This window comes from Salmonella sp. 32010601201800023SM, assembly GCF_017572235.1.
In the GTDB taxonomy this organism is placed as follows: domain Bacteria; phylum Pseudomonadota; class Gammaproteobacteria; order Enterobacterales; family Enterobacteriaceae; genus Salmonella; species Salmonella enterica.
The window spans coordinates 323,274-348,477 of the sequence record NZ_JAGEQS010000002.1 but is presented as its reverse complement, the minus strand read 5'-3'; the positions used below and the strand labels follow the sequence as shown (position 1 = coordinate 348,477).

Here is a 25,204-nt window from a genome sequence, read left to right as displayed (position 1 = left end):
TGCTGGCGTGCAGTCAGACGCTTAACGAAGCCATTGCGGAAGGTCGTTTAGCCCCATTGCCTGGCGAAGCAGTTGGGGTTTGACGCCGGGGAGCGTATCCGCCAGTTTCAGTCCGATGTCGCGCAGCAATTTTTTTGCCGGATTTTCGCCGGCAAACAGGTCACGAAAACCTTGCATCCCGGCAAGCATCATCGCCGCACTATGTTTACGGCTACGCTCATAACGACGGAGATAAAGATGTTGGCCAATGTCTTTGCCCTGGCGCTGAAGCCGACGCAGATCGTCCACCAGTTCGGCCGCGTCCATAAAGCCGAGGTTGACGCCTTGCCCTGCCAGCGGATGGATGGTGTGCGCGGCATCGCCGACTAACGCCAGACGATGCGCGGCAAACTGGCGAGCATAGCGGCCCGTCAGCGGAAAAACCTGCCGTTCGCTTTCCAGGCGGCATAAGCCCAGCCGATTATCGAAGGCGATAGTCAACGCCTGGTTAAACGCCTCGTCGCCGCTCTGTTGCATACGCTCCGCATCCTGCGGAGAAAGCGACCAGACAATGGAACACAGATGCGGATCGCTTAACGGCAAAAACGCCAGAATACCTTCACCATGAAACACCTGGCGAGCAACCGCGCCGTGCGGCTCTTCGGTGCGGATAGTCGCTACCAGCGCATGGTGACGGTAGTCCCAGAAAGTTAAGGGAATATCCGCTTTGTTACGCAGCCAGGAGTTGGCGCCATCCGCGGCAATCACCAGACGCGCGGTTAACATCGCGCCGTCTTTTAAAGTCAGGAAGGCGTCGTTCTCTCCCCAGGCAACCTGCTGTAACTCCGCTGGCGCCATTAAGGTGATATCCGCCGCTTGCTGCGCTTTTTGCCACAATGCGTAGTGAATGACGCTGTTTTCAACAATATGCCCCAGATGGCTATATCCCATGCTTGCGTCATCAAACGTAATACGGCCAAAGCTGTCTTTATCCCAGACTTCCATACCGTGGTAGCAACTTGCCCGTCGCGCCACAATGTTTGACCATACGCCAAGACGGGTAAGCAGTTTTTCGCTGGCGGCATTAATCGCCGACACCCGAAGCTGAGGCGGGGCATCGTTCGCCAACGGCTGGGGGACAACGTGATCCAGTACCGCAACGCGCAAGCCGCTCCCCTGCAAGCCGCAGGCGACAGTCAGTCCCACCATGCCTCCGCCAACTATTGCTACATCAACACTTTGCACTATTTACTCCTAGAAACCGGAACAATCAAACCGTAGGCCGGATAAGGCGAAGCTGCCATCCGGTATTTTTACGAACACGATGCCGGATGGCGGCATAAATGCCTTATCCGGCCTACAGATCTGCTTAACGCGCAACCCAACCTAAGGTCCGCTGTGCCAGCGCATCGCGTGCAGGCGGTAATAATTCCATCGCCATTAAACCGATATTGCGCCCAATAACCAGCGGCGCCCAACGATTTGCAAACAGATGGACCAGACCGTTCGTTACGCCAATCGTCGTATCCCGGTCAACCTGACGACGCTGCTGATAGCGCGATAACACGTGCCAGGCGCCAATATCCTCGCCCGCGTCCTGTGCCGCGACCAGCGTTTCCGCCAGGCTCATGACATCGCGCAGACCGAGATTAAACCCTTGTCCGGCGATAGGATGCAACGTCTGCGCCGCATTGCCGACCACGACAGTCCGGTGAGAAAACACTTTCGCCGCCGTAGTCAGGGCAAGCGGATACGCGCTGCGCTTACCGGCCTGAGTAATTCGCCCCAGCCGCCAGCCGAACGCGGCCTGCAATGCATGGCAGAACTGCGCGTCGGACCAGCTCAGCACCTCATCGCGCTGGTCGAGCGGGTGACACCAAACCAGCGAACATCGGCCATGCGACATCGGCAACATCGCCAGCGGGCCATTGGGGGTAAAACGTTCAAAGGCGCGTCCCTGATGCGGGATAGCGGTCGCGACATTCGCTATCACCGCTAACTGTTCGTAAGGCTCCTGATGCCAGTCAACGCCGCAGGCTGACGCGAGCGCGGAGTGGGTACCGTTAGCCGCCACCAGCACGCTGCCAGCTATCACATTGCCGTTTTCCAGAGTGACGTTAACCTGCTGTTGGGTACGCGACACGCTGGCTACGCGCTCCGGGCAGTGCAGCGTAACGCCTGGCGCTTTACGCAAGAGCGCAAACAGACGCAGCCCGATATCATGCAGCTCCGCAACGTGCCCCAACGCTGCCAGACTGTAGTCCTGCGCGTCGAGAGTCACAAATCCGGCATGGCCGCGATCGCTGACGTGTACGGTGTTGATTGCCGTTGCGCAATCGGAAATCGCCTGCCAGACGCCAATTCGCGCCAGTTGCTGGCAAGTGCCCGCCGCCAGCGCAATCGCTCTGGCGTCAAAGCCGGGATGATCGTCGGCTTCAGGCGCTTTCGCTTCAATCAGGTGTACCGGCAACGTCCCATGACTGAACTGAGAGATGGCCAGCGCCAGCGTCGCGCCTGCCATGCCGCCGCCAACGATAATGACGCTCATTGCTGCCGCGCCGCCGCCATTAATGCTTCAATGTCATCCGCCTTCTTCACAACGCCAGCGGTCAGGTTTTCATTACCGGTTTCGGTAATGACAATGTCATCTTCAATTCGAACGCCAATGCCGCGATACGCTTCCGGCACGTCGGCATCCGGCGCGATATAGAGACCTGGCTCTACGGTCAGCACCATGCCCGGCTCCAGGATGCGGGAGCGATCCGGCCCATAAACGCCGACATCATGAACATCCAGCCCCAGCCAGTGGCTCAAGCCATGCATAAAGAAAGGACGATGCGCATTTTCGGCAATCAGTTGATCAACCTCTCCTTGCAAAATCCCCAGCTTCACCAGCCCGGTTATCATGATGCGCACGACTTCGCCGGTCACCTCCTGAATAGAGGTGCCAGGACGGAACAGTCGCAGGCTGGTCTCCAGCGATTCCAGAACGATGTCATAAATTTCACGCTGAGCTGGCGTGAATTTCCCGTTCACCGGGAAAGTACGCGTGATGTCGCCCGCGTAACCTTTATATTCACAGCCCGCGTCGATAAGCACTAAATCGCCGTCGCGCATTTCACTTTCGTTTTCAGTGTAATGCAGGATACAGCCATTTTCGCCGCTGCCGACAATGGTGTTATAGGAGGGATAGCGCGCGCCGTGGCGATTAAATTCGTGGTGAATTTCCCCCTCCAGCTGATACTCAAACATCCCCGGACGGCATTTTTCCATCGCGCGGATATGCGCCAGCGCGCTAATTTCCCCGGCGCGGCGCAGGACAGCAATCTCTTCCGGCGATTTGAACAGGCGCATCTCATGGACGATCGGTCGCCAGTCAGTCATGGTGGCCGGCGCGGTCAGATTCTGGCGGGAGCCTTTACGCAGCTTCTCCAGCGCAGCCAGAACAATCTCGTCGGCATACGCATATTCGCCCTGCGCGTGGTACACCACATCCAAACCATTAAGCAACTGAAAGAGTTGCTGGTTGATTTCGCTAAACGCCAGCGCCCGGTCAACGCCCAGTTTTTCCGGCGCGGCATCCTGTCCTAAACGGCGACCAAACCAGATTTCCGCCGTCAGGTCGCGAACGCGGTTGAACAAAACGCTGTGGTTGTGGGTGTCATCACTCTTAATCAGTACCAGCACGGCTTCCGGTTCGTTAAAACCGGTGAAATACCAGAAGTCGCTACTCTGGCGATACGGATATTCACTGTCTGCGCTGCGCGTCGCCTCCGGCGCGGCAAAGATCAGCGCGGCGCTGCCGGGCTGCATTTGCGCCAGTAATGCCTGGCGACGGCGTTGGTATTCCTGCTGAGTCATGACATGGCCTCCATTTCGTTTTTTCTTAGTGTAGCGTCGGTTTACGCACTTCCGGCGCGGTCGGCTGTTGGCGCGTGAAAGTGTCATGACATAACAGCGCCGCAACACGGACATATTCGATGATCTCTTCGAGCGACATCTCCAGCTCTTCCTGATCTTCGCTCTCATCATAACCAAGCTGCGCAATATTACGCAGGTCGTCAATCGCTTCACCCGTTTCGCCGGTGACTTTATCAAGTTTAGGCTGCGTTACGCCGAGGCCAAGCAAAAAGTGGTTAACCCACCCGGCTAAGGCATCTGCGCGATCGAATACGCTGACATCGTCGCCTTCAGGCAGATAAAGCTGAAAAAGAAAGCCGTCGTCTTCCAGCGCGTCGCTGGTCGCCGCGTGCATTTTGCGCAGCGCCTGAGCAAGCTCATGCCCGAAGGCCAGACCTTCGTTCGTCAGATCGTGCAACAGCGGCTGCCATGAGCTGTCGTTGTTGCCGCCGCAAATCATCCCGCTGATTAAACCATGCATTTCAGCCGGGGTCAGACCGGCCCCTTGTTGATTCAAAAACCGGTTCATTTCGTTGTAACCAGGCATTTCGTTCTGTATAGACATAAGCATTCGTCATCAAAGGGAGGATATTCATGATATGCTACCACTTTGGACCCTGGTGAACCAGAAAAGGGCTTGTATCTTCACACCAGGGTAGCTATAGTGTCGCCCCTTCGCGGACCCTGGGTCTGGAGACGAAGGCAGCGCAGTCAATCAGCAGGAAGGTGGCATGTCTGCACAACCCGTCGATATCCAAATATTTGGCCGTTCACTGCGAGTGAATTGCCCGCCTGACCAAAGGGATGCGTTGAATCAGGCTGCGGACGATCTGAATCAGCGGTTGCAAGATCTGAAAGTTCGCACTAGAGTCACAAATACTGAGCAGTTGGTTTTCATTGCCGCATTGAATATCAGCTATGAGTTAACTCAGGAAAAAGCGAAGACCCGCGATTACGCGGCGAGCATGGAACAACGTATTCGGATGCTACAACAGACCATCGAACAGGCGTTGCTTGATCAAGGTCGCATAACCGAAAAAACGGGCCAAAACTTTGAATAACACTTTTCGCTTTACTATGGTAAAGTGATTGTGAAAACAGAATTTCTCTGAGATGTTTGCAAGCGGGCCAGTCCCCTGAGCCGATATTTCATACCACAAGAATGTGGCGCTCCGCGGTTGGTGAGCATGCTCGGTTCGTCCGAGAAGCCTTAAAACTGTGACGACACATTCACCTTGAACCAAGGGTTCAAGGGTTACAGCCTGCGGCGGCATCTCGGAGATTCCCCTTCTGACTGGCGACAGCCATGACGCAACTTCCCGAACTCTCTTTATCCCGACAAGAAATCCGCCGAATGATTCGGCAACGTCGCCGTGCGCTGACGCCAGATCAGCAACGCCGCTTTGGTCAACAGGCCGCCGCCCGAATGCTCAGCTTTCCTCCCGTCGTGATGGCGCACACTGTCGCCGTGTTTCTCTCCTTTGATGGCGAACTCGACACCCAGCCGCTGATTGAACAGCTATGGCAAGCGGGCAAGCGCGTCTACCTTCCGGTTCTTCATCCCTTTAGCCCTGGCAACCTCCTGTTCCTGCACTATCATCCGCAGAGTGCGCTGGTGACCAACCGCTTAAAGATCCAGGAGCCACGGCTTGATGTCCGCGACGTATTGCCGCTGGCAAAGCTGGATGTGCTGGTAACGCCATTAGTGGCGTTTGACGAAGGCGGGCAGCGCCTGGGGATGGGCGGCGGATTTTATGACCGTACGTTGCAAAACTGGCAGCAGCATAAGATCCTACCTGTGGGCTACGCGCATGATTGCCAGTTAGTAGAAAAACTGCCAGTTGAAGAGTGGGATATCCCGCTGCCTGCGGTGGTGACGCCGTCCAAAATTTGGGAGTGGTAGCCGTGTTTTGTCGATTGACAGCGTCGCTTTTTTGACCTAAATTTCTCGGTGAAGGGTGAGGGAGGCGAACCTCCCTCCTGCGTACTCACTGTTAATATGCTGGGCAAGCGATGATTAACAGGATCAGCAGCATGATGACGTATCTCATCATCGTCCCTTTCCTTTTTAGAGCCCCTGCCTCGGTAGGGGCTTTCCCGTTTCAGCGCTATGCTGAGCCCTTATCGTAAATTCCTTTTATTGCTGTACAACACGCAACGCTGCCTTTAATTACCAATTGCGGCAAGGCTCGAAAACAGAATGTATGCGTTACACGAAGAGATGTTGAGGCAGGGAAACCAGAGAAAGGATGGGCAGGTCATCTCCTGCCCATTTAGAGGAAATTAGTACAGCAGACGGGCGCGAATGGTGCCCGGAATCGCCTTCATCGCCAGCAGCGCTTTCTCCGCCACATCGCCATCGGCTTCTATATCAATCACCACATACCCCATTCGGGCGGAGGTTTGCAGATACTGCGCGGCAATGTTAACGCCCTGCTCGGCAAAGATCTGGTTAAGCGCGGTCAATACGCCCGGGCGGTTTTCGTGGATGTGCATCAGGCGACGACCGCCGTGCAGCGGCAGCGACACTTCCGGGAAGTTCACGGCGGAAAGCGTCGAGCCGTTATCCGAGTACTTAATCAGTTTTCCTGCGACTTCCAGACCGATGTTTTCTTGCGCCTCCTGCGTCGAGCCGCCGATATGCGGCGTCAGGATCACGTTATCGAATTCGCACAGCGGAGAGGTAAACGGATCGCTATTAGTGGCCGGTTCCGTCGGGAAAACGTCGATAGCCGCCCCCGCCAGATGTTTCGTCGCCAGCGCGTCGCACAAAGCCGGGATATCCACTACCGTACCGCGCGCGGCGTTAATCAGCAGCGAACCCGGCTTCATCAGGGCAATCTCTTTTGCGCCCATCATGTTTTTGGTGGAGGCGTTTTCAGGTACGTGCAGACTGACCACATCGCTCATATTCAGCAATTCAGACAGATGCTGCACCTGAGTTGCATTACCGAGCGGCAGTTTATTTTCAATATCATAGAAATAGACATGCATCCCCAGCGATTCCGCCAGAATGCCCAACTGCGTTCCGATATGGCCGTAACCGATAATGCCAAGCTTTTTACCGCGCGCTTCGAACGATCCCGCCGCCAGTTTATTCCATACGCCGCGGTGCGCTTTGGCGTTCGCTTCCGGCACGCCGCGCAGCAGCAGCAATAGCTCGCCAATCACCAGCTCCGCCACGGAACGGGTATTCGAGAATGGCGCGTTAAAGACCGGAATACCGCGTTTTGCCGCCGCATTTAAATCCACCTGGTTGGTGCCGATGCAAAAACAGCCAATCGCCACCAGCTTCTCTGCGGCGTTAATCACTTCTTCTGTCAGATGAGTACGGGATCGCAGACCGATGAAGTGGGCATCGCGGATGGACGCTTTCAACTGTTCAGCGTCCAGCGCGCCCTTGTGATATTCAATGTTGGTGTAACCTGCCGCACGAAGGCTTTCCAGCGCCTTTTGATGCACCCCTTCAACCAGCAGAAATTTAATTTTATCTTTCTCCAGCGATACCTTTGCCATTTCCCCGATCCTGTCTTTTTTTGCCATCTGATGTTGTGTGTGGATTTGCATCCGTCCTTCAACATATCAAAAAAAATTATCACGGCAATATGAACGTTTGCGCCAGCGTCGTGAAGGAATCGCATACAGCGGGAAATAGCAGATGAAAATACCGGGAATAACTTTTTCTTTGGAGGGATCGGCAGGGCAAACGATTAAACGTGATACATGTCACCAAATTTGCCCTGACCGAATTTTTTACGCGGCAGGAAATACGCCTGGCGGGATCATTTTACGATGGTTTTCACCCCGTCCGGCGTGCCGATCAGTGCGACATCGGCGCCACGGTTGGCGAACAACCCTACGGTCACGACGCCCGGAATCGCGTTAATGGCGTTTTCCAGCGCGATGGGATCAAGGATTTCCATACCATAAACATCCAGAATCACGTTGCCGTTATCCGTGACCACGTTCTGACGGTACTCCGGACGCCCGCCCAGCTTCACCAGTTGACGAGCGACCGCGCTGCGCGCCATCGGAATCACTTCGACCGGCAACGGGAATTTGCCAAGAATATCCACCTGTTTAGAGGCATCCGCAATACAGATAAATTTCTCCGCCACGGAAGCAATAATTTTCTCACGGGTTAATGCCGCGCCGCCGCCTTTGATCATCTGCATATGACCGTTGATTTCGTCCGCGCCGTCGACATAGATACCCAGGCTATCCACTTCGTTGAGATCAAACACGTGAATACCGAGGCCTTTGAGTTTTTCAGTCGAGGCGTCCGAGCTGGAGACCGCGCCTTCAATCTGGCCTTTCATTGTGCCCAGCGCATCAATAAAGTGTGCGGCCGTTGAGCCTGTACCAACGCCCACAATGGTGCCGGGCTGTACATACTGAAGTGCCGCCCATCCTACCGCTTTTTTCAGTTCATCCTGCGTCATAGATCGTTTCGCCTGTGGTGTGAAAATACAGCCGCATTATAGAACATTGTCGGGAAAAATCTCCGTGTCCGTACACAGGCTACGGATTTCATCTGTACCGACGGCAAATTTATGTCATAGTGCGGAAAAAAATAACAGGAGCATAACACAACAATGAAACGTCCGGACTACAGAACACTACAGGCGCTGGATGCCGTTATACGTGAACGAGGATTCGAGCGCGCCGCCCAGAAGCTGTGCATCACGCAATCCGCTGTCTCACAGCGCATAAAACAGCTTGAGAATATGTTCGGACAACCTTTGTTGGTGCGTACCGTTCCTCCTCGCCCCACGGAGCAAGGGCAAAAATTACTGGCTCTGCTGCGTCAGGTTGAACTGCTGGAAGAAGAGTGGCTGGGCGATGAACAAACCGGCTCTACGCCGCTGCTGCTGTCGCTGGCGGTTAACGCCGACAGTCTGGCGACCTGGCTGCTTCCGGCGCTGGCGCCGGTACTGGCGGACTCCCCTATCCGTCTCAATTTACAGGTGGAAGATGAAACGCGCACGCAAGAACGTCTGCGTCGCGGCGAGGTGGTGGGCGCGGTGAGTATCCAGCATCAGGCGCTGCCCAGTTGCCTGGTAGACAAACTGGGCGCGCTCGACTATCTGTTTGTCGCGTCAAGGCCGTTTGCCGAGCGCTATTTCCCCAATGGCGTTACCCGGTCGTCGCTGCTAAAAGCGCCCGCCGTCGCGTTCGACCATCTGGATGATATGCATCAGGCCTTTTTGCAACAGAATTTCGATCTACCGCCCGGCAGCGTGCCGTGCCATATCGTTAATTCATCCGAAGCATTTGTACAGCTTGCGCGTCAGGGCACGACCTGTTGCATGATCCCTCACCTGCAGATTGAGAAAGAGCTGGAAAGCGGCGAGTTGATCAACTTAACGCCTGGTTTGCTGCAGCGCCGGATGCTTTACTGGCACCGCTTTGCCCCGGAAAGCCGGATGATGCGCAAAGTGACCGACGCGCTGCTGGAGTACGGGCACAAGGTGCTGCGTCAGGATTAGCCTCTCTATGAATGCCGGATGGCGGCGTGAACGTCTTATCCGGCCTGCATGACCCCTTATTCCCTCGTCACTTCTTTGAAGTTCATCACAAAATCATTGCGTTCAGGCGGCAAAAAACGACGCGCCATTGGCTATTTTTTGCTGGCGACAAGGCGATTCAAAACGCTCACCGTATTAGCAAATCTTCATTTCAATGCGTAATACGGAGCAAAAAACGAGAACACCGGGAGAAAACGCGGCCTGGAAGCGCCCAGGCCGGGCAAGATTACTGCGTGCTGGCGGCCGTTGTCGACGTCTGCCCTGTTCCAGGTTCAAGCTGGAATACCACATCGACCTGATCGTCGAACTGAATGGTCGGCTGCTCGTAAGTTTCCTGCGCAGATACCGGCGCAGCATCTGCGGCTTTCATCATTCGCACCACCGGACTCGGCTGATAATTAGAGACATGGTAACGAACGCTGTAAACCGGCCCCAATTTGCTGTTAAAACCGGCTGCCAGCGCTTGCGCCTGATGAATCGCGTCATCAATGGCGGCTTTGCGGGCCTTGTCTTTATAGGCGTCCGGTTGCGCCACGCCCAGCGATACCGAACGAATCTCGTTCAGACCCGCCTTCAGCGCGCCGTCCAGCAGCGAATTGAGTTTATCTAACTGACGCAGCGTCACCTCAACGGTTCGCACCGCGCGATACCCTTTCAGAATGCTTTTACCGTTTTGGTAATCATAATCCGGCTGCGTGCGCAGATTCGCCGCGCTAATGTCTTTTTTCGCAATCTGATTTTGCTCAAGGAAGGAAAGATATTGCGCCACGCGCTCATCGGCCTGCTTCTTCGCCGTCGCCGCGTCCTTCGCCGCGACGTTCACTTCAATCGCTAAGGTGGCGATATCAGGCACAGCATCGACGCTTGCCGTACCGGAAGTCACGATGTGCGGGCCTTCCGGCAATTCGCTTGCCTGCGCCGACATTGCACTTAAACCCACTAATGCCGCCAGGGCCATCACTTTGAACTTCACAGTCTCTCCTCCATATTGCAGTCATTGCCCTGATATACAGGGCGCATGCAGGCAAGCTTAGCGGATATCGGCCTGTTGTCCATCAGACAACGCTTAGTTGAAAAGCGCGTGCATATGCGCGACGCCTTCCCGCGCCAGTTGGAAGGCGATAAGCCACATCACCACCCCAACCAGAATGTTGATAATGCGTTGAGCTTTCGCCGTACGCAGTCGAGGCGCAAGCCAGGCCGCCAGTAGCGCTAACCCAAAAAACCATAAGAACGACGCGCTAATCGTGCCGAGGGCGAACCAGCGCTTTGGCTCCATAGCCAGTTGTCCGCCGAGACTGCCCAACACGACAAACGTATCCAGATAAACGTGCGGATTCAGCCACGTTACCGCCAGCATCGTAGCAATAATTTTCCAGCGCCCCTGCTTCATAACCTCGGCGCTGGCCAGCTCCAGATTACTGCTCATTGCCGTTTTCAGCGCGCCAAAACCGTACCATAACAAGAACGCGACCCCGCCCCATGTGACCAGCGCCAGCAGCCACGGCGACTGCATCAGCAACGCGCTGCCGCCAAAAATACCGGCGCTAATCAGGACTAAATCACTTAACGCGCAAAGCAGCGCTATCATGAGGTGGTACTGGCGACGAATTCCCTGATTCATCACAAACGCATTTTGCGGGCCAAGCGGAAGGATCATGGCGGCGCCAAGGGCAAACCCTTGAAAATAATAAGATATCACGTTAACTACCCTGAGCTGTTTTTCTTAAAGGCAGACTATAGCGCGGGAATATTATTAGCGGAAATTGATAATTTTAATCACTAATAAGAAAAGCTAATGAAGAGACTGAATAACAGATGGCGGCTACGCTTATCCGCTCAATAACCAGAGAATACTGGAGGCGGATAAACGCAGCACCGGCAGGCAGCACGGGAGGAAAATTACTCCGCGGCGTTATCTTTCACGCGTTTAAAATTGACGTCCATCTGCGGGTACGGGAAGCTAATACCAGCGGCGTCGAATTCACGTTTAATACGTTCCAGCACGTCCCAGTAGACATTTTGCAGGTCGCTGCTTTTACTCCAGACACGCACCACAAAATTAATCGATGAGGCGCCCAGCTCATTCAAACGCACCGTCATTTCGCGATCTTTTAAAATACGATCGTCGGACTCGATAATCGTCGTGAGCAACTGTTTCACCTGATCGATATCCGAATCGTAGGCCACCCCAATAATGAATTCGTTACGGCGAACCGGCTCACGAGAATAGTTGATGATATTTCCCGCGATAATTTTGCCATTCGGAATCACAATAATTTTGCCGTCTACCGCGCGCATTGTCGTGGAAAAGATTTGCACGTTAAGTACCGTACCGGCAACGCCGCCCAAATCGACATACTCACCGGCGCGGAACGGACGGAACATAACCAGCAATACCCCAGCCGCAAGGTTAGAGAGCGATCCCTGTAATGCCAGGCCAACGGCTAAACCAGCGGCGCCCAGTACGGCAATAACCGAGGCGGTTTGAACCCCCACGCGACCCAGAGCCGCAATCAGCGTAAAAGCGATAACCCCATAGCGCACCAGCGCAGAAAGAAAGTCGGCTACTGTCGCATCAATATGACGCGCACGCATCAGACGATTTACCGTATTGGAGATCACGCGCGCTACAATCAAGCCGATGATGATAATAGCGATAGCCGCAACAATATTCACAGCATAGCTGAGCAATAACGCCTGGTTGCGTACCAGCCAGGTGCCCGCACCATTTATGCTGTCGACAACATTCAAATCTTCCATTCAATATTCCTTGGTCATAGCAAAACAAGCAAATGAGATCATTCTCACGAAAAGAACTTTTTAAAGGTAAACAAAAACAGAGGAATATGCCATTTTTCGGCATCATCCCAAAACCAAAAAAGGCAGGTACACTGTGAGTTGGCCGGATGAAAGCGCTAACTAACGCCGCTCTCCGGAAATAACGATAAAAAAATGGCTTCCCGAGGGAAGCCATTTCAATCAGCAGACTATATTACAGAACGTCAATCGCGTTCAGTTCTTTAAATGCTTTTTCCAGACGAGCGATCATCGAAGTCTGGCCAGCACGCAGCCATACGCGCGGGTCATAGTATTTCTTGTTCGGCTGATCTTCGCCTTTCGGGTTGCCCAGCTGACCTTGCAGATACGCTTCGTTTTCTTTGTAGTAGTTCAGAACACCTTCCCAGGTTGCCCATTGGGTATCGGTATCGATGTTCATTTTCACTACGCCGTAGCTTACGGAGTCTTTGATTTCCTGAGCAGTAGAACCGGAACCACCGTGGAAAACGAAGTTCAGGCTGTTGTGCGGCAGGTTATGTTTCTTAGAAACATAGTCCTGAGAATCACGCAGAATGGTCGGGGTCAGAACCACGTTACCCGGCTTGTAAACGCCGTGTACGTTACCGAAGGAAGCGGCAATGGTGAAACGCGGGCTGATTTTGCTCAGTTCAGTGTACGCGTAATCAACGTCTTCCGGCTGGGTGTACAGAGCAGAAGCGTCCATGTGGCTGTTGTCCACGCCGTCTTCTTCACCACCGGTGCAACCCAGTTCGATTTCCAGAGTCATGCCAATTTTGGACATGCGCGCCAGGTATTTGGAGCAGATTTCGATGTTTTCGTGCAGAGACTCTTCAGACAGGTCAATCATGTGAGAAGAGAACAGCGGTTTACCGGTAGCCGCAAAGTGTTTTTCACCCGCGTCCAGCAGACCGTCGATCCACGGCAGCAGTTTCTTCGCGCAGTGGTCAGTGTGCAGGATAACCGGAACGCCGTAGTGTTCAGCCATCTGGTGAACGTGATGCGCGCCAGAGATAGCGCCCAGGATTGCCGCGCCCTGAGGTACGTCAGTTTTCACGCCTTTACCCGCGATGAAGGACGCGCCGCCGTTGGAGAACTGAACGATGACCGGCGCTTTAACTTTTGCAGCGGTTTCCAGAACAGCGTTGATGGAATCAGTGCCCACGCAGTTAACTGCCGGCAGAGCAAAATTGTTTTCTTTTGCTACCTGGAACACTTTCTGTACGTCATCACCAGTGATCACGCCTGGTTTTACGAAATCAAAAATTTTAGACATGTTTCGTTGTCCTGTATCGTCGGGCTTTGGGAAAAAACACGGGCCGCCCTGAATGTCAGATCGGCGATAAATCAACGGGCAGGAATCCCTGCCCGTAACGATTACTTCTTAGCGCGCTCTTCGAGCATCGCTACGGCTGGCAGAACTTTACCTTCCACGAATTCGAGGAATGCGCCGCCGCCAGTAGAAATGTAGGAAATTTTGTCAGCAATGCCGAACAGGTCGATTGCCGCCAGGGTGTCGCCGCCGCCAGCGATGGAAAACGCTTCGCTATCAGCGATGGCATTCGCCACGATTTCAGTCCCTTTACGGAAGTTCGGGAACTCAAACACGCCAACCGGGCCGTTCCACAGAATGGTTTTGGCATTCTTGAGGATTTCAGCCAGCTGCTGAGCGGAAGCATCGCCGATATCCAGGATCTGCTCGTCTTCTTTCACGTCGTTAACGGATTTCAGAGTCGCCGGTGCGGTTTCGGAGAACTCGGTGGCAACGCGAACATCGGTCGGAACCGGGATATCGCAAGTGGTCAGCAGACGTTTTGCTTCGTCAACCAGGTCAGCTTCGTACAGGGATTTACCGACACTGTGGCCCTGAGCGGCAACGAAGGTGTTGGCGATACCGCCGCCGACAATCAGCTGGTCAGCGATTTTAGACAGGGAATCCAGAACGGTCAGTTTGGTAGATACTTTAGAACCACCAACGATAGCCACCATCGGACGAGCCGGTTCTTTCAGCGCTTTACCCAGCGCATCCAGTTCAGCGGCCAGCAGCGGGCCTGCGCACGCAACATCAGCAAATTTGCCGATACCGTGGGTAGAAGCCTGCGCGCGGTGCGCAGTACCAAAGGCGTCCATCACGAATACGTCACACAGGGCGGCGTATTTTTTAGACAGCGCTTCGTCGTCTTTCTTTTCGCCTTTGTTAAAGCGAACGTTTTCCAGAACCACCAGCTCACCTTCGGCCACGTCAACGCCGTCCAGGTAATCTTTGACCAGGCGAACCGGGTTAGACAGTTTGTCTTTCAGGTAGTTAACAACCGGCAGCAGAGAGAATTCTTCGTTGTACTCGCCTTCGGTAGGACGACCCAGGTGGGAAGTTACCATCACTTTCGCGCCCTGTTTCAGAGCCAGTTCGATGGTCGGCAGAGAAGCGCGGATACGCGCGTCGCTGGTCACTTTCCCTTCTTTAACAGGTACGTTCAGATCCGCACGGATAAAAACGCGTTTCCCGGCCAGATCCAGATCGGTCATCTTAATTACAGACATGGTGAATCCTCTCAATGATGCTTAAAGTTTTGTCGACGCTGACGCGTCGAGCCTGAAACCAACTGCGGCCATCGCTAACGTGGTGTCGAGCATCCGGTTAGCAAAGCCCCATTCATTATCGCACCAGACCAGCGTCTTGATCAGGTGGGCGCCACTGACCCGGGTTTGCGTGCCATCAACAATGGCGCTGTGCGGGTCGTGGTTAAAATCTATCGAGACCAACGGTGATTCCGTATAGTCAACTATACCATGAAATGCACCTTGTGCTGCTTTTTGCAGCAACTGGTTGACTTCACTGGCTTTTACTGGTTTTTTCACCGTTACGCTTAAATCGATCGCCGTCACATTAATGGTTGGAACGCGCACCGCAATCGCCTCAAAACGGTCGTTAAACTGCGGGAATATACGCGTAATGCCTGCCGCCAGTTTTGTATCTACCGGGATAATCGACTGGCTGGCCGCGCGCGTGCGCCGTAGATCGGAGTGATACGCGTCGATCACCTGCTGATCGTTCATCGCGGAGTGGATCGTCGTGACGGTACCAGACTCGATGCCGTAAGCATCATCCAACAATTTAATGACGGGAATTATGCAATTCGTGGTACAGGACGCGTTTGAGACAATACGATGTTCCGCACGCAGTTGGTTCTGGTTCACGCCAAAAACGACGGTGGCGTCAAGATCGTTGCTGCCCGGATGAGAAAAGAGCACTTTCTTCGCGCCAGCGGCAATATGCGCCTCGCCATGCTCCCGGTTGCCATATACGCCCGTACAATCCAACACAACATCCACGCCCAGTTCGCGCCACGGCAGATCCGCCAGCGTTCTTTCATGCAGAATACGAATGACATCGTCACCGACAAAAAGCTGCTCGCGCTCGTGGCGAACCTCCCATGCAAAACGCCCGTGGCTGGTATCGTATTTCAACAAATGCGCCATGCCTGCGGCATCCGCCAGCTCGTTGATGGCCACCACGGTAATTTCCGCCCGACGTCCGGATTCATACAAAGCACGAACCACGTTACGCCCGATGCGACCAAAGCCATTAATCGCTATGCGTACGGTCATAGGTCTCCTGCAAGGCTATCCCGATTCAGATGAGGCTGACAGAGTAATGCAGCTCATCGTCGAGTAAAACCTCACCTGTCGCAAACTGCGACTGATTGGTTAATTGTCGAACATTTAATTAACTGAAACGCTTCAGCTAGAATAAGCGAAACGGGGAATAAAAGGAATGTTTGTCCAGTCGAAGAAGACAGTTATCTGACCTGCATCACATTTCATGGCCGCTTACGCTGCAATTTATTCCATATTTAAGAATCACCAGTACATCCGTCAGATCTTTTCATCGTCGCGTCACAAATACTGATTTATATCAGAAAGCGCTGTCGCCAGCGTCTATATTATCAGCGCCACGTCCGAGTCTCGGAGTCCTGTAACGATGACTGTATCTCACCACAATGCCTCTACAGCGCGCTTTTACGCGCTTCGTCTGCTTCCCGGCCAGGAAGTGTTTTCCCAATTACACGCCTTTGTGCAACAGAACCAATTACATGCCGCCTGGATTGCAGGGTGTACCGGCAGTCTGACCGACGTTGCGCTGCGTTATGCCGGGCAAGAGGCGACCACATCGCTCACCGGCACGTTTGAAGTTATCTCGCTAAACGGCACGCTTGAATTGACCGGCGAGCATCTGCATCTCGCGGTATCGGATCCCTACGGGGCCATGCTCGGCGGCCATATGATGCCAGGGTGTACCGTGCGTACCACGCTGGAACTGGTTATCGGCGAGCTGCCAGCGCTGACGTTCAGCCGTCAACCGTGCGCCATTTCCGGTTATGACGAACTGCATATTTCTTCCCGTTAATTGACGACTCTTTAAGAGGTACTTTATGGCGCGTCGCCCGTTTTCCAGCCAGTCTCTGGTGCTGATTGTCATCGCTATTGCCATCAATATGATTGGCGGACAGCTTATTAGCATGTTGAAGCTGCCTATTTTTCTCGACTCGATCGGCACCTTAATTAGCGCGGTACTGTTAGGGCCGTTCATCGGCATGTTGACTGGGCTTCTGACCAATTTGCTGTGGGGGCTGCTTACCGACCCTATCGCTGCCGCGTTTGCCCCGGTAGCGATGGTTATCGGTCTGGTCGCCGGGTGGCTGGCGCGCGCAGGCTGGTTTCGTACCCTGCCCAAAGTGATCGTCAGCGGGGTCGTCATTACGTTGGCGGTGACGCTGGTCGCCGTACCGCTTCGTACCGCGCTTTTTGGCGGCGTTACCGGTAGCGGCGCTGATTTGTTCGTCGCCTGGATGCATTCAATGGGCCAAAACCTGGTGGAGTCAGTCGCGATTACCGTCATAGGCGCTAATCTGGTCGATAAAATTCTGACGGCGATCATCGTTTGGGTGCTGTTGCGTCAGCTACCGTTACGTACGACACGGCATTTTCCTGCGATGTCAGCCGTACGCTAAATGCATCCGTTTACCTCGTTAACCTTATGGGCGCTGGCGACCTGCACCACGCTGCTACTCCCTGCGCAGACCGTGCTCCCGGTTTATAGCGCGGCGGCCTTCCTCTGTCTGCTGGCGCTGAAATCAACGCGGCGGCGGGCGAAGTATGTCGCCTGGCTGATGCTGTCTTTAGGGTTTGGGCTATGGCTGGTACATGGCGGTTGGCTAACGGAATGGATAAGCGGGCAGCCTCGCGATCCGCAGCGCTGGGTATATGCCGTTACGCTATGGCTACGTCTGCTGGCGATCGTGTCGACGTCGCAGCTATGGATGCAGTATGTGCCGGTTCAGCGGTTTATTCGCGCCCTGTTCGCTTCACGTCTGCCCCCCGGCATCGCTTACCTGTTCGCTGGCCCGCTGCTGGTCGTCGAACAACTCAAACGACAACTGACGATCGTTCATGAAGCCCAGCGCGCGCGCGGCGTACCGCTGGATGAAGGCTGGTATCAGCGGCTACGGGCGATGCCTGCGCTGATCGTGCCGCTTACGCAAAATGCGCTTAACGATCTGACAATACGCGGCGCGGCGTTGGATATGCGGGGGTTTCGACTGCATCGAGCCCGAACCACGCTGTGGGCGCCGAAAGATAGCGTGTTACAACGGGTTGCGCGGTATGGCATGGTACTGCTAATAGTGGCGGAAGCGGGAGTATGGATATGGTTAGGTTAGAGCAGTTTCGTTATCTTCCGTCCGATGCGACACGCCCGCCGGCATGTTTTGATTTCCACTATTCAACACCCGGAATAGTGGCGATAGTCGGCGATAACGGCAGCGGAAAAAGTACGCTGGCGCAACTGATGGCTGGCTGGTATCCGGATTATCTCCCCGGTGATATTGACGGCACAGGCTTACTGCTTGGCGTCCCTATCGGGCGGCTCCCGCTGGTAGAACAGTCGCCCACCATCCAGTTGGTGCAGCAATCGCCTTATTTACAGCTTTCCGGCTGTACCTTTAGCGTAGAGGAAGAGGTGGCGTTTGGCCCGGAGAATCTCGGCCTCCATGAAGCAGAAATTCTACGGCGCATTGACGAGGCGCTGACTCTGACAAACTGCCAGTCGTTACGCCATCGCCATCCCGGCACGCTCTCCGGCGGCGAAACGCAGCGGGTAGTAATTGCCAGCGCGCTTGCCATGCAGCCCAGACTATTAGTTCTTGATGAAGCCTTCAGTCGACTGACCTCAGCGGCCACCGGGACACTGTTGGAACGGTTACAACAGTGGGCGCTGGAACGTCATTCTCTCATTGTGCTTTTTGAACGTAATCACTTTCCTTTTCTGACGCGATGCCAGCGGGTATGGCAATTGCGCGACGGAGCGCTAACCCCATTATGTTGACGTTAAATCAGGTCGCTTATCGCTGGCCGGATGCCGCAGCCGACTGTCTGCACGCTATCTCGCTTGAACTTCAGGACGGCGAATGGCTGGCGTTGACCGGCGATAACGGCGCGGGAAAATCAACGCTGTTACGGATTATGGCCGGCCTGCTTTCCCCCACTTCCGGCTCGGTAACGCTTAATGGAGAGCCGATTGCGCAGCTTAAAAATCGTCAACGCGCCGCCGCTATCGGCGTACTCTTTCAGGAAGCGGAAAACCAGATTTTCCACAGCAATGTCGCACAAGAGGTCGCTTTTGGGCTGAAACTACAACGCTTATCGGCAGAGGAAATTTCACGGCGCATGCAGGCCGCGCTGCGGTTATGCCAGCTAACGGACGTCGCCGAGGCACACCCGCTTGATCTGCACGCCGCGCAGCGCCGGATGGTGGCGGTCGCCAGTCTGGAGGCGATGGCGCCGCCTGTGTTATTGCTGGATGAACCCAGCCGGGATTTTGACGCCCACTGGCTAACCGTATTTGAACACTGGCTGGCGACATGCCGGGCACGGGGAACCAGCGTCGTGGCGATTAGCCATGACGCTGCGTTTACCCGGCGTCATTTTTCACGGGTGGTACGGCTGGAAAACGGCAGGTTGTCAAAGGGAGAATAAAAAACGGGTCGCCGAAGCGACCCGTTTTATGCCGTATTAAGGATTACAGCAGTGCTTTCGCTTTGGCGATCACGTTGTCCACCGTGAAGCCAAACTCTTCAAACAACAGCTCTGCCGGAGCAGACTCACCGAAGGTGGTCATCCCGACAATAGCGCCGTTCAGGCCGACGTATTTGAACCAGTAGTCAGCGATACCCGCTTCAATCGCCACACGCGCAGAGACCGCCTTCGGCAGCACGGATTCACGGTAAGCCGCATCCTGCTTGTCGAACGCGTCGGTGGACGGCATGGAAACCACGCGCGCCTTCACGCCTTCGGCAGTCAGTTTTTCGTAAGCGGCAACCGCCAGCTCAACCTCTGAACCGGTCGCAATGAAGATAATCTGCGGCTGGCCCGCACAATCTTTCAGTACGTAACCACCGCGGGCGATATTCGCCAGTTGCTCTTCAGTACGTTCCTGCTGCGCCAGGTTCTGACGGGAGAGGATCAGCGCGGTTGGGCCATCCTGACGCTCTACGCCATATTTCCACGCCACCGCGGATTCCACCTGGTCGCACGGACGCCATGTGGACATGTTCGGCGTTACGCGCAGGCTTGCCACCTGCTCGACCGGCTGGTGCGTCGGGCCATCTTCGCCCAGACCGATGGAGTCGTGGGTGTACACCATCACCTGACGTTGTTTCATCAACGCTGCCATACGCACTGCGTTACGGGCATATTCGACGAACATCAGGAAGGTGGAGGTGTACGGCAGGAAACCGCCGTGCAGGGCGATACCGTTGGCGATAGCGGTCATACCGAATTCGCGCACACCGTAATGAATGTAGTTACCTGCGGCATCTTCGTTAATCGCTTTCGAACCGGACCACAGGGTCAGGTTAGAAGGAGCCAGGTCAGCGGAGCCGCCGAGGAATTCCGGCAACAGCGGACCGAAGGCTTCGATGGTATTCTGGGACGCTTTACGGCTGGCGATTTTGGATGGATTCGCCTGCAGTTTAGCGATGAACTCATTCGCTTTCGCATCGAAGTCAGCCGGCATGTCGCCTTTCATACGACGAGTGAATTCAGCAGCTTCCTGCGGGAAGGCTTTCTCATAAGCCGCGAATTTCTCATTCCATGCAGACTCTTTCGCCTGGCCGGCTTCTTTCGCATCCCACTGGGCGTAGATTTCAGACGGGATTTCGAACGGCGCGTATTTCCAGCCCAACTGTTCGCGGGTCAGCGCGATTTCCGCGTCGCCCAGCGGCGCGCCGTGGGAATCGTGGGTACCCTGTTTGTTCGGCGAACCGAAACCGATGATGGTTTTGCACATCAGCAGGGACGGTTTGTCAGTCACGGCGCGAGCTTCTTCCGTGGCGCGTTTAATGGCATCGGCATCGTGACCGTCAATGCCACGGATAACATGCCAGCCGTAGGCTTCAAAACGTTTCGCGGTGTCATCGGTGAACCAGCCTTCAACGTGACCATCGATAGAGATACCGTTGTCATCATAGAACGCGATCAGTTTGCCCAGTTTCAGAGTACCAGCCAGAGAGCACACTTCGTGAGAAATGCCTTCCATCATGCAGCCGTCGCCCATAAAGACGTAGGTGAAGTGGTCAACGATATCGTGGCCAGGACGGTTAAACTGCGCCGCCAGAGTTTTCTCGGCAATCGCCATCCCGACGGCGTTGGCAATACCCTGACCCAGCGGGCCAGTAGTGGTTTCAACACCAGCGGTGTAGCCCACTTCCGGGTGACCCGGGGTTTTTGAATGTAGCTGACGGAAATTCTGCAGTTCGGACATCGGCAGGTCATAGCCGGTGAGGTGCAGCAGGCTGTAAATCAGCATTGAGCCGTGGCCATTGGACAGCACAAAGCGGTCGCGGTCGGCCCAGGACGGGTTGGTCGGGTTGTGGTTCAGGAAATCACGCCACAGGACTTCGGCAATGTCAGCCATACCCATCGGGGCACCCGGGTGACCGGATTTGGCTTTCTGTACTGCGTCCATGCTCAGCGCACGAATAGCATTGGCAAGCTCTTTACGTGAGGACATTTTGACTCCAGATCGGATGTTGAAAGGCCATGCCCGTAACGACTTGACGACAGCGCGTTTTGGGCTACGCCGGAAAATTTGCCAACAATTTACCCCAAGCCGCGCGTCATGTACATGGAACATCCTTTTACCGCTTCAGAAATCTCCGGATCGTGCTCGCATGTTGCGCAATTAGCTAACTTGCCTGCCACGCTTTTCTTTATACTTAACCCAGGCGCTAATTCATCTGCAACGAGCGCATTTCAAAATAATATTAATTCGTATGGAAGAGAAAAATGAAAATTCGCGCTTTACTGCTTGCTTTGGGCATGGCGACGGTGCTGACCGGTTGCCAGAATATGGACTCTAATGGACTGCTTTCTTCGGGCGCTGAAGCTTTTCAGGCCTATACGTTAAGCGATGCGCAGGTAAAAGCGTTGAGCGATCAATCCTGTCAAGAGCTCGACAGCAAAGCGAAAATCGCGCCGGCGAGCAGCGAATACGCTAAACGACTGGCAAAAATTGCCGCCGCGCTGGGGGATAACATTAACGGCCAGCCGGTGAACTATAAGGTTTACGAGACGAAAGACGTCAACGCGTTTGCAATGGCGAACGGTTGTATCCGCGTCTACAGCGGACTGATGGATATGATGACCGACAACGAAGTTGAAGCCGTGATCGGCCACGAAATGGGCCATGTCGCGCTGGGTCATGTAAAGAAAGGGATGCAGGTCGCGCTGGGCACTAACGCCGTTCGTGTTGCGGCGGCATCGGCAGGAGGCGTAGTCGGCAGCCTGTCGCAATCACAGCTTGGCGATCTTGGCGAAAAACTGGTGAACTCGCAGTTCTCTCAGCGTCAGGAGTCCGAAGCGGATGATTATTCTTACGATCTGTTGCGCAAACGCGGTATCAGTCCGGCAGGACTCGCCACCAGCTTTGAGAAACTGGCAAAACTGGAAGCGGGTCGTCAAAGCTCGATGTTCGACGATCACCCGGCGTCCGCCGCACGCGCACAGCATGTGCGCGATCGTATGAGCGCGGACGGAATCAAATAACCCCCGAACAGTGCCGGATGGCGGCGTGAGCGCTTATCCGGCCTACAAGCATCAATCAGCCGTAGGCCGGATAAGCGCAGCGCCATCCGGCAAAACAACTTACTCGCCCTTCTTCGCCGCCTGGATATAGAGCATTTCTAATGCCAGCGTCGCGGCCGCCAGAGCGGTGATCTCCGACTGATCGTAAGCCGGCGCGACTTCCACTACATCCATACCGACAATGTTCAGATCTTTCAGACCACGTACCAGCTTAATGGCGCGATCGGAGGTCAAACCACCGATCACCGGCGTACCGGTGCCAGGCGCAAACGCCGGGTCCAGACAGTCGATATCAAAGGTCAGATAGACCGGCATATCGCCGACGATCTGTTTCACCTGAGCGAGAATATCATTCACGCCGCGATCGTTGACCTGGCAGGCATCCAGCACGGTAAAGCCATTGTCTTTGTCAAACTCAGTGCGAATACCGATCTGTACCGAATGATGCGGATCGATCAGGCCTTCTTTCGGCGCGGTGTAGAACATCGTGCCGTGATCGAATTCGCAGCCGTTAGCGTAGGTATCGGTATGCGCGTCAAAATGTACCAGCGCCATTTTGCCAAAATGTTTCGCGTGGGCGCGCAGCAGCGGCAGCGTGACGAAGTGGTCGCCGCCGAAAGAGAGCATACGCTTGCCTGCAGACAGCAGTTTTTCAGCGTGCGCCTGTAATTTTTCGCTCATTTCACGGGCATCGCCAAACGCATACACCAAATCGCCGCAGTCCACGACGTTCAGGCGCTCGCGCATGTCAAAATTCCACGGGAAACGGTGATGTTCCCAGGCGAGGTTGGTCGACACCTGACGGATCGCCGCCGGGCCATGACGGCCGCCAGCGCGACCGGACGTTGCCATATCAAACGGTACGCCAGTGATCACCCAGTCGGCATCGCTGTCATACGGCTGGAAGTTCATTGGCAGACGTAAAAAACCAAACGCATTAGAAACCAGTGAGTTATCGTACTGATGACCTAAGGTGCTCATGGCAAAAACCTCTTCTTAGTCAATATAAAAAAACCCTCCCGCGTCGTTAGGCCCGACGAGGAAGGGTTTGAATTTGTTTACGGCTCAAAGTTTACTCTGACAGACCGCATTATTGAAGTCAGTTTAGCCAGGTACAGTAGACAACGCCCGAAAAAAATATATATCCAGCGCAAATCAGTAGGCTCATACGTCCATCGCGGTCAGTTAAGAGGCCTTAGGGATTTGCCGCTGTAAAAACTCAAGCACTAATGCGTAAAACAGCGGTGTTTTTCCTGGCGTCTGGAAAATGGCGTGACCGCTACCGGGAATGAGGGTCATCTCCGCCTGAGGCAGCAGCCGGTACAGCTCGGTAACTTCTTCAACGGTGAAAAATTCATCCCGGTCGCCGTCCAGTAATAGCACAGGAATGTGGATTTTTTTCACCTCTTCTTCCGCCAGCGATGTGGGCGTTGTCCACATTGGCCAGACACCTTTGAGGAACGTGCGCCAGTAGTCTTTTTGCTCTGGATGATGCATGTTCTGATAAAATTTAACCATCCCGGGCGCATCCGAAGCCATTTTATCCAGATCGCGATCCGTCAATTGCCCCTGAGGCATTCCTTTACCATAAAAAATTTCCATCCCCTGCATGTAATGGGTCGTAGCAAAGCGATGCGTTGCGCCGCCGACGATAGCAGCGCGCGCTAGATCCGGGTATCGGCTGGTTAACTTCAGAACGACCATGCCGCCATCGCTGTAACCCATCACCAGCGGTTTTTCCAGCTTCAGCGCTTTAACAAAAGCCGCCATATCTTCCGCCATCAGATCATAGCTAAACGTTCCTTGCGGGTTATTCGTCAATCCATGTCCACGACTGTCCGGCATGATGACGCGAAAATATCGAGATGCCTCTTTCGCTAATCCCTGCCAACTTTTCGCCGTCAGACCACCACCGTGAATCAACAGCAGCGGAGGCCCCTCGCCCTCTTCAACGTAATGAATTTTGATACCATTCGCTTCCACAAATTTATCTTTGTCCATCGTTGTTGCTGAAGCATTTATTAAAAATATAATATTGATAATAAAAATAAATGCTAATTTAAAAATATGATTCATAACACCTCGCCAATCACTTTCCGTGTAAAAGACCATATTATTCAGATTGAACAAAAATAACATCAAAATCGATTTGTATTATTTTCACTTATTTACCGGGGAGACCCCGCATCCTCTTTTTACAGAACGTAAAAAGCCTTTCCGCGATTAGCCCCAACGCGAAAAGGCTCTGAAGTCAGAAAAGTGCCACCTTATTCATTCTGGCTGCAATTCAGGATGACTTGAAGGTCTCTTCCTGAATTGCATTTGGCGCTTTCTTTATTCCTTCGCCTGGCATGGCGAGCTTGACTCGCTAAATGCCGTGGCCGGAATTTTCACAATCGCTTTTTTAACCGGCGCAGGTTTACCACGCGTACAAAGCGGACGGTGGATCTGGTTAGGATAAAAAAGCGCGAAATCGCCAGGATTTAATGTAACGAACTGCTCATTAGCGACACATTCAGGAAAGATGATGTCATCAGGAAGATGCTCAAGCTCCTTTATCCTGGTATCAATTTTGTTGGAATAGCCAATCTCTTCATAACCGCTTAGTAAAATCTGAACATCGATATATTTTTTATGAAGTTCAGCTTTGCGGTTTAACGAAGAGTGCGTTTCTCCTTCGCTTATCATAAGAAATGACTCCGGGAAAGAAAGTTCATATCTACCAGCAGGCTGATCTTCAGCTATCTTCACCGCTTCGATGATAAGTTTTTTAATAATGTGGTTAACGTAAGGTAATAAAGTAAGCTGCTCTATATTTCCATATAGCATACTATAGTTATCCTAAATAATGGTCG

Annotated in this window: 25 protein-coding genes and 1 other RNA gene; 10 read left to right on the top strand and 16 right to left on the bottom strand. The window is 54.0% G+C overall.

All coding sequences use genetic code 11. The features are described from left to right. Nucleotides 1–21 precede the first annotated feature (21 nt). The 4 genes from ubiI to J4617_RS09090 form a co-directional block, all read right to left on the bottom strand. Nucleotides 22–1,224: an FAD-dependent 2-octaprenylphenol hydroxylase gene (ubiI, locus tag J4617_RS09105; RefSeq protein ID WP_001748678.1), complete on the bottom strand. Its 1,203-nt coding sequence runs from the start codon at nt 1,222–1,224 to the stop codon at nt 22–24. 124 nt (nt 1,225–1,348) lie between these two features. After that, complete coding sequence (gene ubiH / locus J4617_RS09100) at nt 1,349–2,527, bottom strand: 2-octaprenyl-6-methoxyphenyl hydroxylase (RefSeq protein ID WP_017465469.1); 1,179 nt, start codon at nt 2,525–2,527, stop codon at nt 1,349–1,351. Further along, complete coding sequence (pepP, locus tag J4617_RS09095; protein WP_000193681.1) at nt 2,524–3,840, bottom strand: Xaa-Pro aminopeptidase; 1,317 nt, start codon at nt 3,838–3,840, stop codon at nt 2,524–2,526. The genes ubiH and pepP overlap by 4 nt, the downstream gene beginning before the upstream one ends. Nucleotides 3,841–3,865: 25 nt before the next feature. Then, complete coding sequence (locus tag J4617_RS09090) at nt 3,866–4,444, bottom strand: YecA family protein (protein ID WP_000027236.1); 579 nt, start codon at nt 4,442–4,444, stop codon at nt 3,866–3,868. Between the two features lie 166 nt (nt 4,445–4,610). On the opposite strand from J4617_RS09090, the gene zapA reads away from it, so the two are divergent. The 3 genes from zapA (at nt 4,611) to J4617_RS09075 (ending at nt 5,782) form a co-directional block, all read left to right on the top strand. Further along, nucleotides 4,611–4,940, top strand: a complete 330-nt coding sequence (gene zapA / locus J4617_RS09085; protein ID WP_001276011.1) for a cell division protein ZapA — start codon at nt 4,611–4,613, stop codon at nt 4,938–4,940. A 41-nt stretch (nt 4,941–4,981) separates the two neighbouring features. After that, nucleotides 4,982–5,165: non-coding RNA, 6S RNA (ssrS, locus tag J4617_RS09080), on the top strand. 20 nt (nt 5,166–5,185) lie between these two features. Beyond that, entirely contained in the window at nt 5,186–5,782 is a 597-nt protein-coding gene (locus tag J4617_RS09075) for a 5-formyltetrahydrofolate cyclo-ligase (RefSeq protein WP_031609764.1), read from the top strand. A 380-nt stretch (nt 5,783–6,162) separates the two neighbouring features. Here the strand turns inward: J4617_RS09075 and serA are convergent, their stop codons facing one another. Together serA and rpiA are read right to left on the bottom strand one after the other, a co-directional pair. After that, the gene (gene serA / locus J4617_RS09070) at nt 6,163–7,395 is read right to left on the bottom strand and encodes a phosphoglycerate dehydrogenase (protein WP_001151627.1); all 1,233 of its coding nucleotides are present in this window, start codon (nt 7,393–7,395) and stop codon (nt 6,163–6,165) included. A gap of 266 nt (nt 7,396–7,661) precedes the next feature. After that, a complete protein-coding gene (rpiA, locus tag J4617_RS09065) occupies nt 7,662–8,321 on the bottom strand; it encodes a ribose-5-phosphate isomerase RpiA (protein WP_000189741.1) in 660 nt (219 codons plus the stop codon). 153 nt (nt 8,322–8,474) lie between these two features. Here rpiA and argP point away from each other — a divergent pair, with 153 nt between their 5' ends. Further along, complete coding sequence (gene argP / locus J4617_RS09060; protein ID WP_000828348.1) at nt 8,475–9,368, top strand: DNA-binding transcriptional regulator ArgP; 894 nt, start codon at nt 8,475–8,477, stop codon at nt 9,366–9,368. 265 nt (nt 9,369–9,633) lie between these two features. Here the strand turns inward: argP and J4617_RS09055 are convergent, their stop codons facing one another. The 6 genes from J4617_RS09055 to epd all read right to left on the bottom strand — a co-directional run bounded on the left by J4617_RS09055 (nt 9,634) and on the right by epd (nt 15,815). Then, nucleotides 9,634–10,380 (bottom strand): oxidative stress defense protein, encoded by a 747-nt coding sequence (locus J4617_RS09055; protein WP_000669854.1) that lies wholly within the window; start codon nt 10,378–10,380, stop codon nt 9,634–9,636. Between the two features lie 93 nt (nt 10,381–10,473). Continuing rightward, nucleotides 10,474–11,109 carry an arginine exporter ArgO gene (gene argO / locus J4617_RS09050; protein WP_000626863.1) on the bottom strand — a complete coding sequence of 212 codons (636 nt, stop codon included), beginning with the start codon at nt 11,107–11,109 and terminating at the stop codon, nt 10,474–10,476. A 200-nt stretch (nt 11,110–11,309) separates the two neighbouring features. Further along, the gene (locus J4617_RS09045) at nt 11,310–12,170 is read right to left on the bottom strand and encodes a small-conductance mechanosensitive channel MscS (RefSeq protein ID WP_000389833.1); all 861 of its coding nucleotides are present in this window, start codon (nt 12,168–12,170) and stop codon (nt 11,310–11,312) included. Between the two features lie 232 nt (nt 12,171–12,402). After that, nucleotides 12,403–13,482 carry a class II fructose-bisphosphate aldolase gene (gene fbaA / locus J4617_RS09040; RefSeq protein ID WP_000034386.1) on the bottom strand — a complete coding sequence of 360 codons (1,080 nt, stop codon included), beginning with the start codon at nt 13,480–13,482 and terminating at the stop codon, nt 12,403–12,405. 101 nt (nt 13,483–13,583) lie between these two features. Continuing rightward, the gene (gene pgk, locus J4617_RS09035; RefSeq protein ID WP_000111274.1) at nt 13,584–14,747 is read right to left on the bottom strand and encodes a phosphoglycerate kinase; all 1,164 of its coding nucleotides are present in this window, start codon (nt 14,745–14,747) and stop codon (nt 13,584–13,586) included. 21 nt (nt 14,748–14,768) lie between these two features. Beyond that, entirely contained in the window at nt 14,769–15,815 is a 1,047-nt protein-coding gene (gene epd / locus J4617_RS09030; protein ID WP_000218338.1) for an erythrose-4-phosphate dehydrogenase, read from the bottom strand. A 373-nt stretch (nt 15,816–16,188) separates the two neighbouring features. Between epd and J4617_RS09025 the strand changes: the two genes are divergently transcribed. The 5 genes from J4617_RS09025 to J4617_RS09005 are packed head-to-tail and all read left to right on the top strand — an operon-like array spanning nt 16,189 to nt 19,241. After that, nucleotides 16,189–16,614, top strand: a complete 426-nt coding sequence (locus tag J4617_RS09025; protein ID WP_000218564.1) for a PPC domain-containing DNA-binding protein — start codon at nt 16,189–16,191, stop codon at nt 16,612–16,614. Between the two features lie 25 nt (nt 16,615–16,639). Continuing rightward, a complete protein-coding gene (locus J4617_RS09020) occupies nt 16,640–17,218 on the top strand; it encodes an ECF transporter S component (RefSeq protein ID WP_000124001.1) in 579 nt (192 codons plus the stop codon). Beyond that, nucleotides 17,219–17,926, top strand: a complete 708-nt coding sequence (locus J4617_RS09015; RefSeq protein WP_000553285.1) for an energy-coupling factor transporter transmembrane component T — start codon at nt 17,219–17,221, stop codon at nt 17,924–17,926. Next, nucleotides 17,914–18,591 (top strand): energy-coupling factor ABC transporter ATP-binding protein, encoded by a 678-nt coding sequence (locus J4617_RS09010; protein WP_023198645.1) that lies wholly within the window; start codon nt 17,914–17,916, stop codon nt 18,589–18,591. The genes J4617_RS09015 and J4617_RS09010 overlap by 13 nt, the downstream gene beginning before the upstream one ends. Further along, nucleotides 18,585–19,241 (top strand): ATP-binding cassette domain-containing protein, encoded by a 657-nt coding sequence (locus tag J4617_RS09005; protein ID WP_017465466.1) that lies wholly within the window; start codon nt 18,585–18,587, stop codon nt 19,239–19,241. Before J4617_RS09010 ends, J4617_RS09005 begins: the two co-directional genes overlap by 7 nt. Before the next feature lie 43 nt (nt 19,242–19,284). Here J4617_RS09005 and tkt read toward each other — a convergent pair whose 3' ends face one another. Next, a complete protein-coding gene (gene tkt / locus J4617_RS09000) occupies nt 19,285–21,276 on the bottom strand; it encodes a transketolase (protein WP_000098655.1) in 1,992 nt (663 codons plus the stop codon). A 275-nt stretch (nt 21,277–21,551) separates the two neighbouring features. Here tkt and J4617_RS08995 point away from each other — a divergent pair, with 275 nt between their 5' ends. Further along, the gene (locus J4617_RS08995; protein WP_000701824.1) at nt 21,552–22,310 is read left to right on the top strand and encodes a M48 family metallopeptidase; all 759 of its coding nucleotides are present in this window, start codon (nt 21,552–21,554) and stop codon (nt 22,308–22,310) included. Nucleotides 22,311–22,409: 99 nt separating this feature from the next. On the opposite strand, the gene speB is transcribed toward J4617_RS08995, so the two are convergent. The 3 genes from speB to J4617_RS08980 all read right to left on the bottom strand — a co-directional run bounded on the left by speB (nt 22,410) and on the right by J4617_RS08980 (nt 25,178). Further along, complete coding sequence (gene speB, locus J4617_RS08990) at nt 22,410–23,330, bottom strand: agmatinase (RefSeq protein WP_000105552.1); 921 nt, start codon at nt 23,328–23,330, stop codon at nt 22,410–22,412. A gap of 204 nt (nt 23,331–23,534) precedes the next feature. After that, nucleotides 23,535–24,491, bottom strand: coding sequence for an alpha/beta hydrolase (locus J4617_RS08985; RefSeq protein ID WP_077907189.1), 957 nt, complete (start codon nt 24,489–24,491; stop codon nt 23,535–23,537). Nucleotides 24,492–24,683: 192 nt separating this feature from the next. After that, nucleotides 24,684–25,178 (bottom strand): YhcH/YjgK/YiaL family protein, encoded by a 495-nt coding sequence (locus tag J4617_RS08980; RefSeq protein ID WP_023198643.1) that lies wholly within the window; start codon nt 25,176–25,178, stop codon nt 24,684–24,686. Between the last annotated feature and the right edge of the window lie 26 nt (nt 25,179–25,204).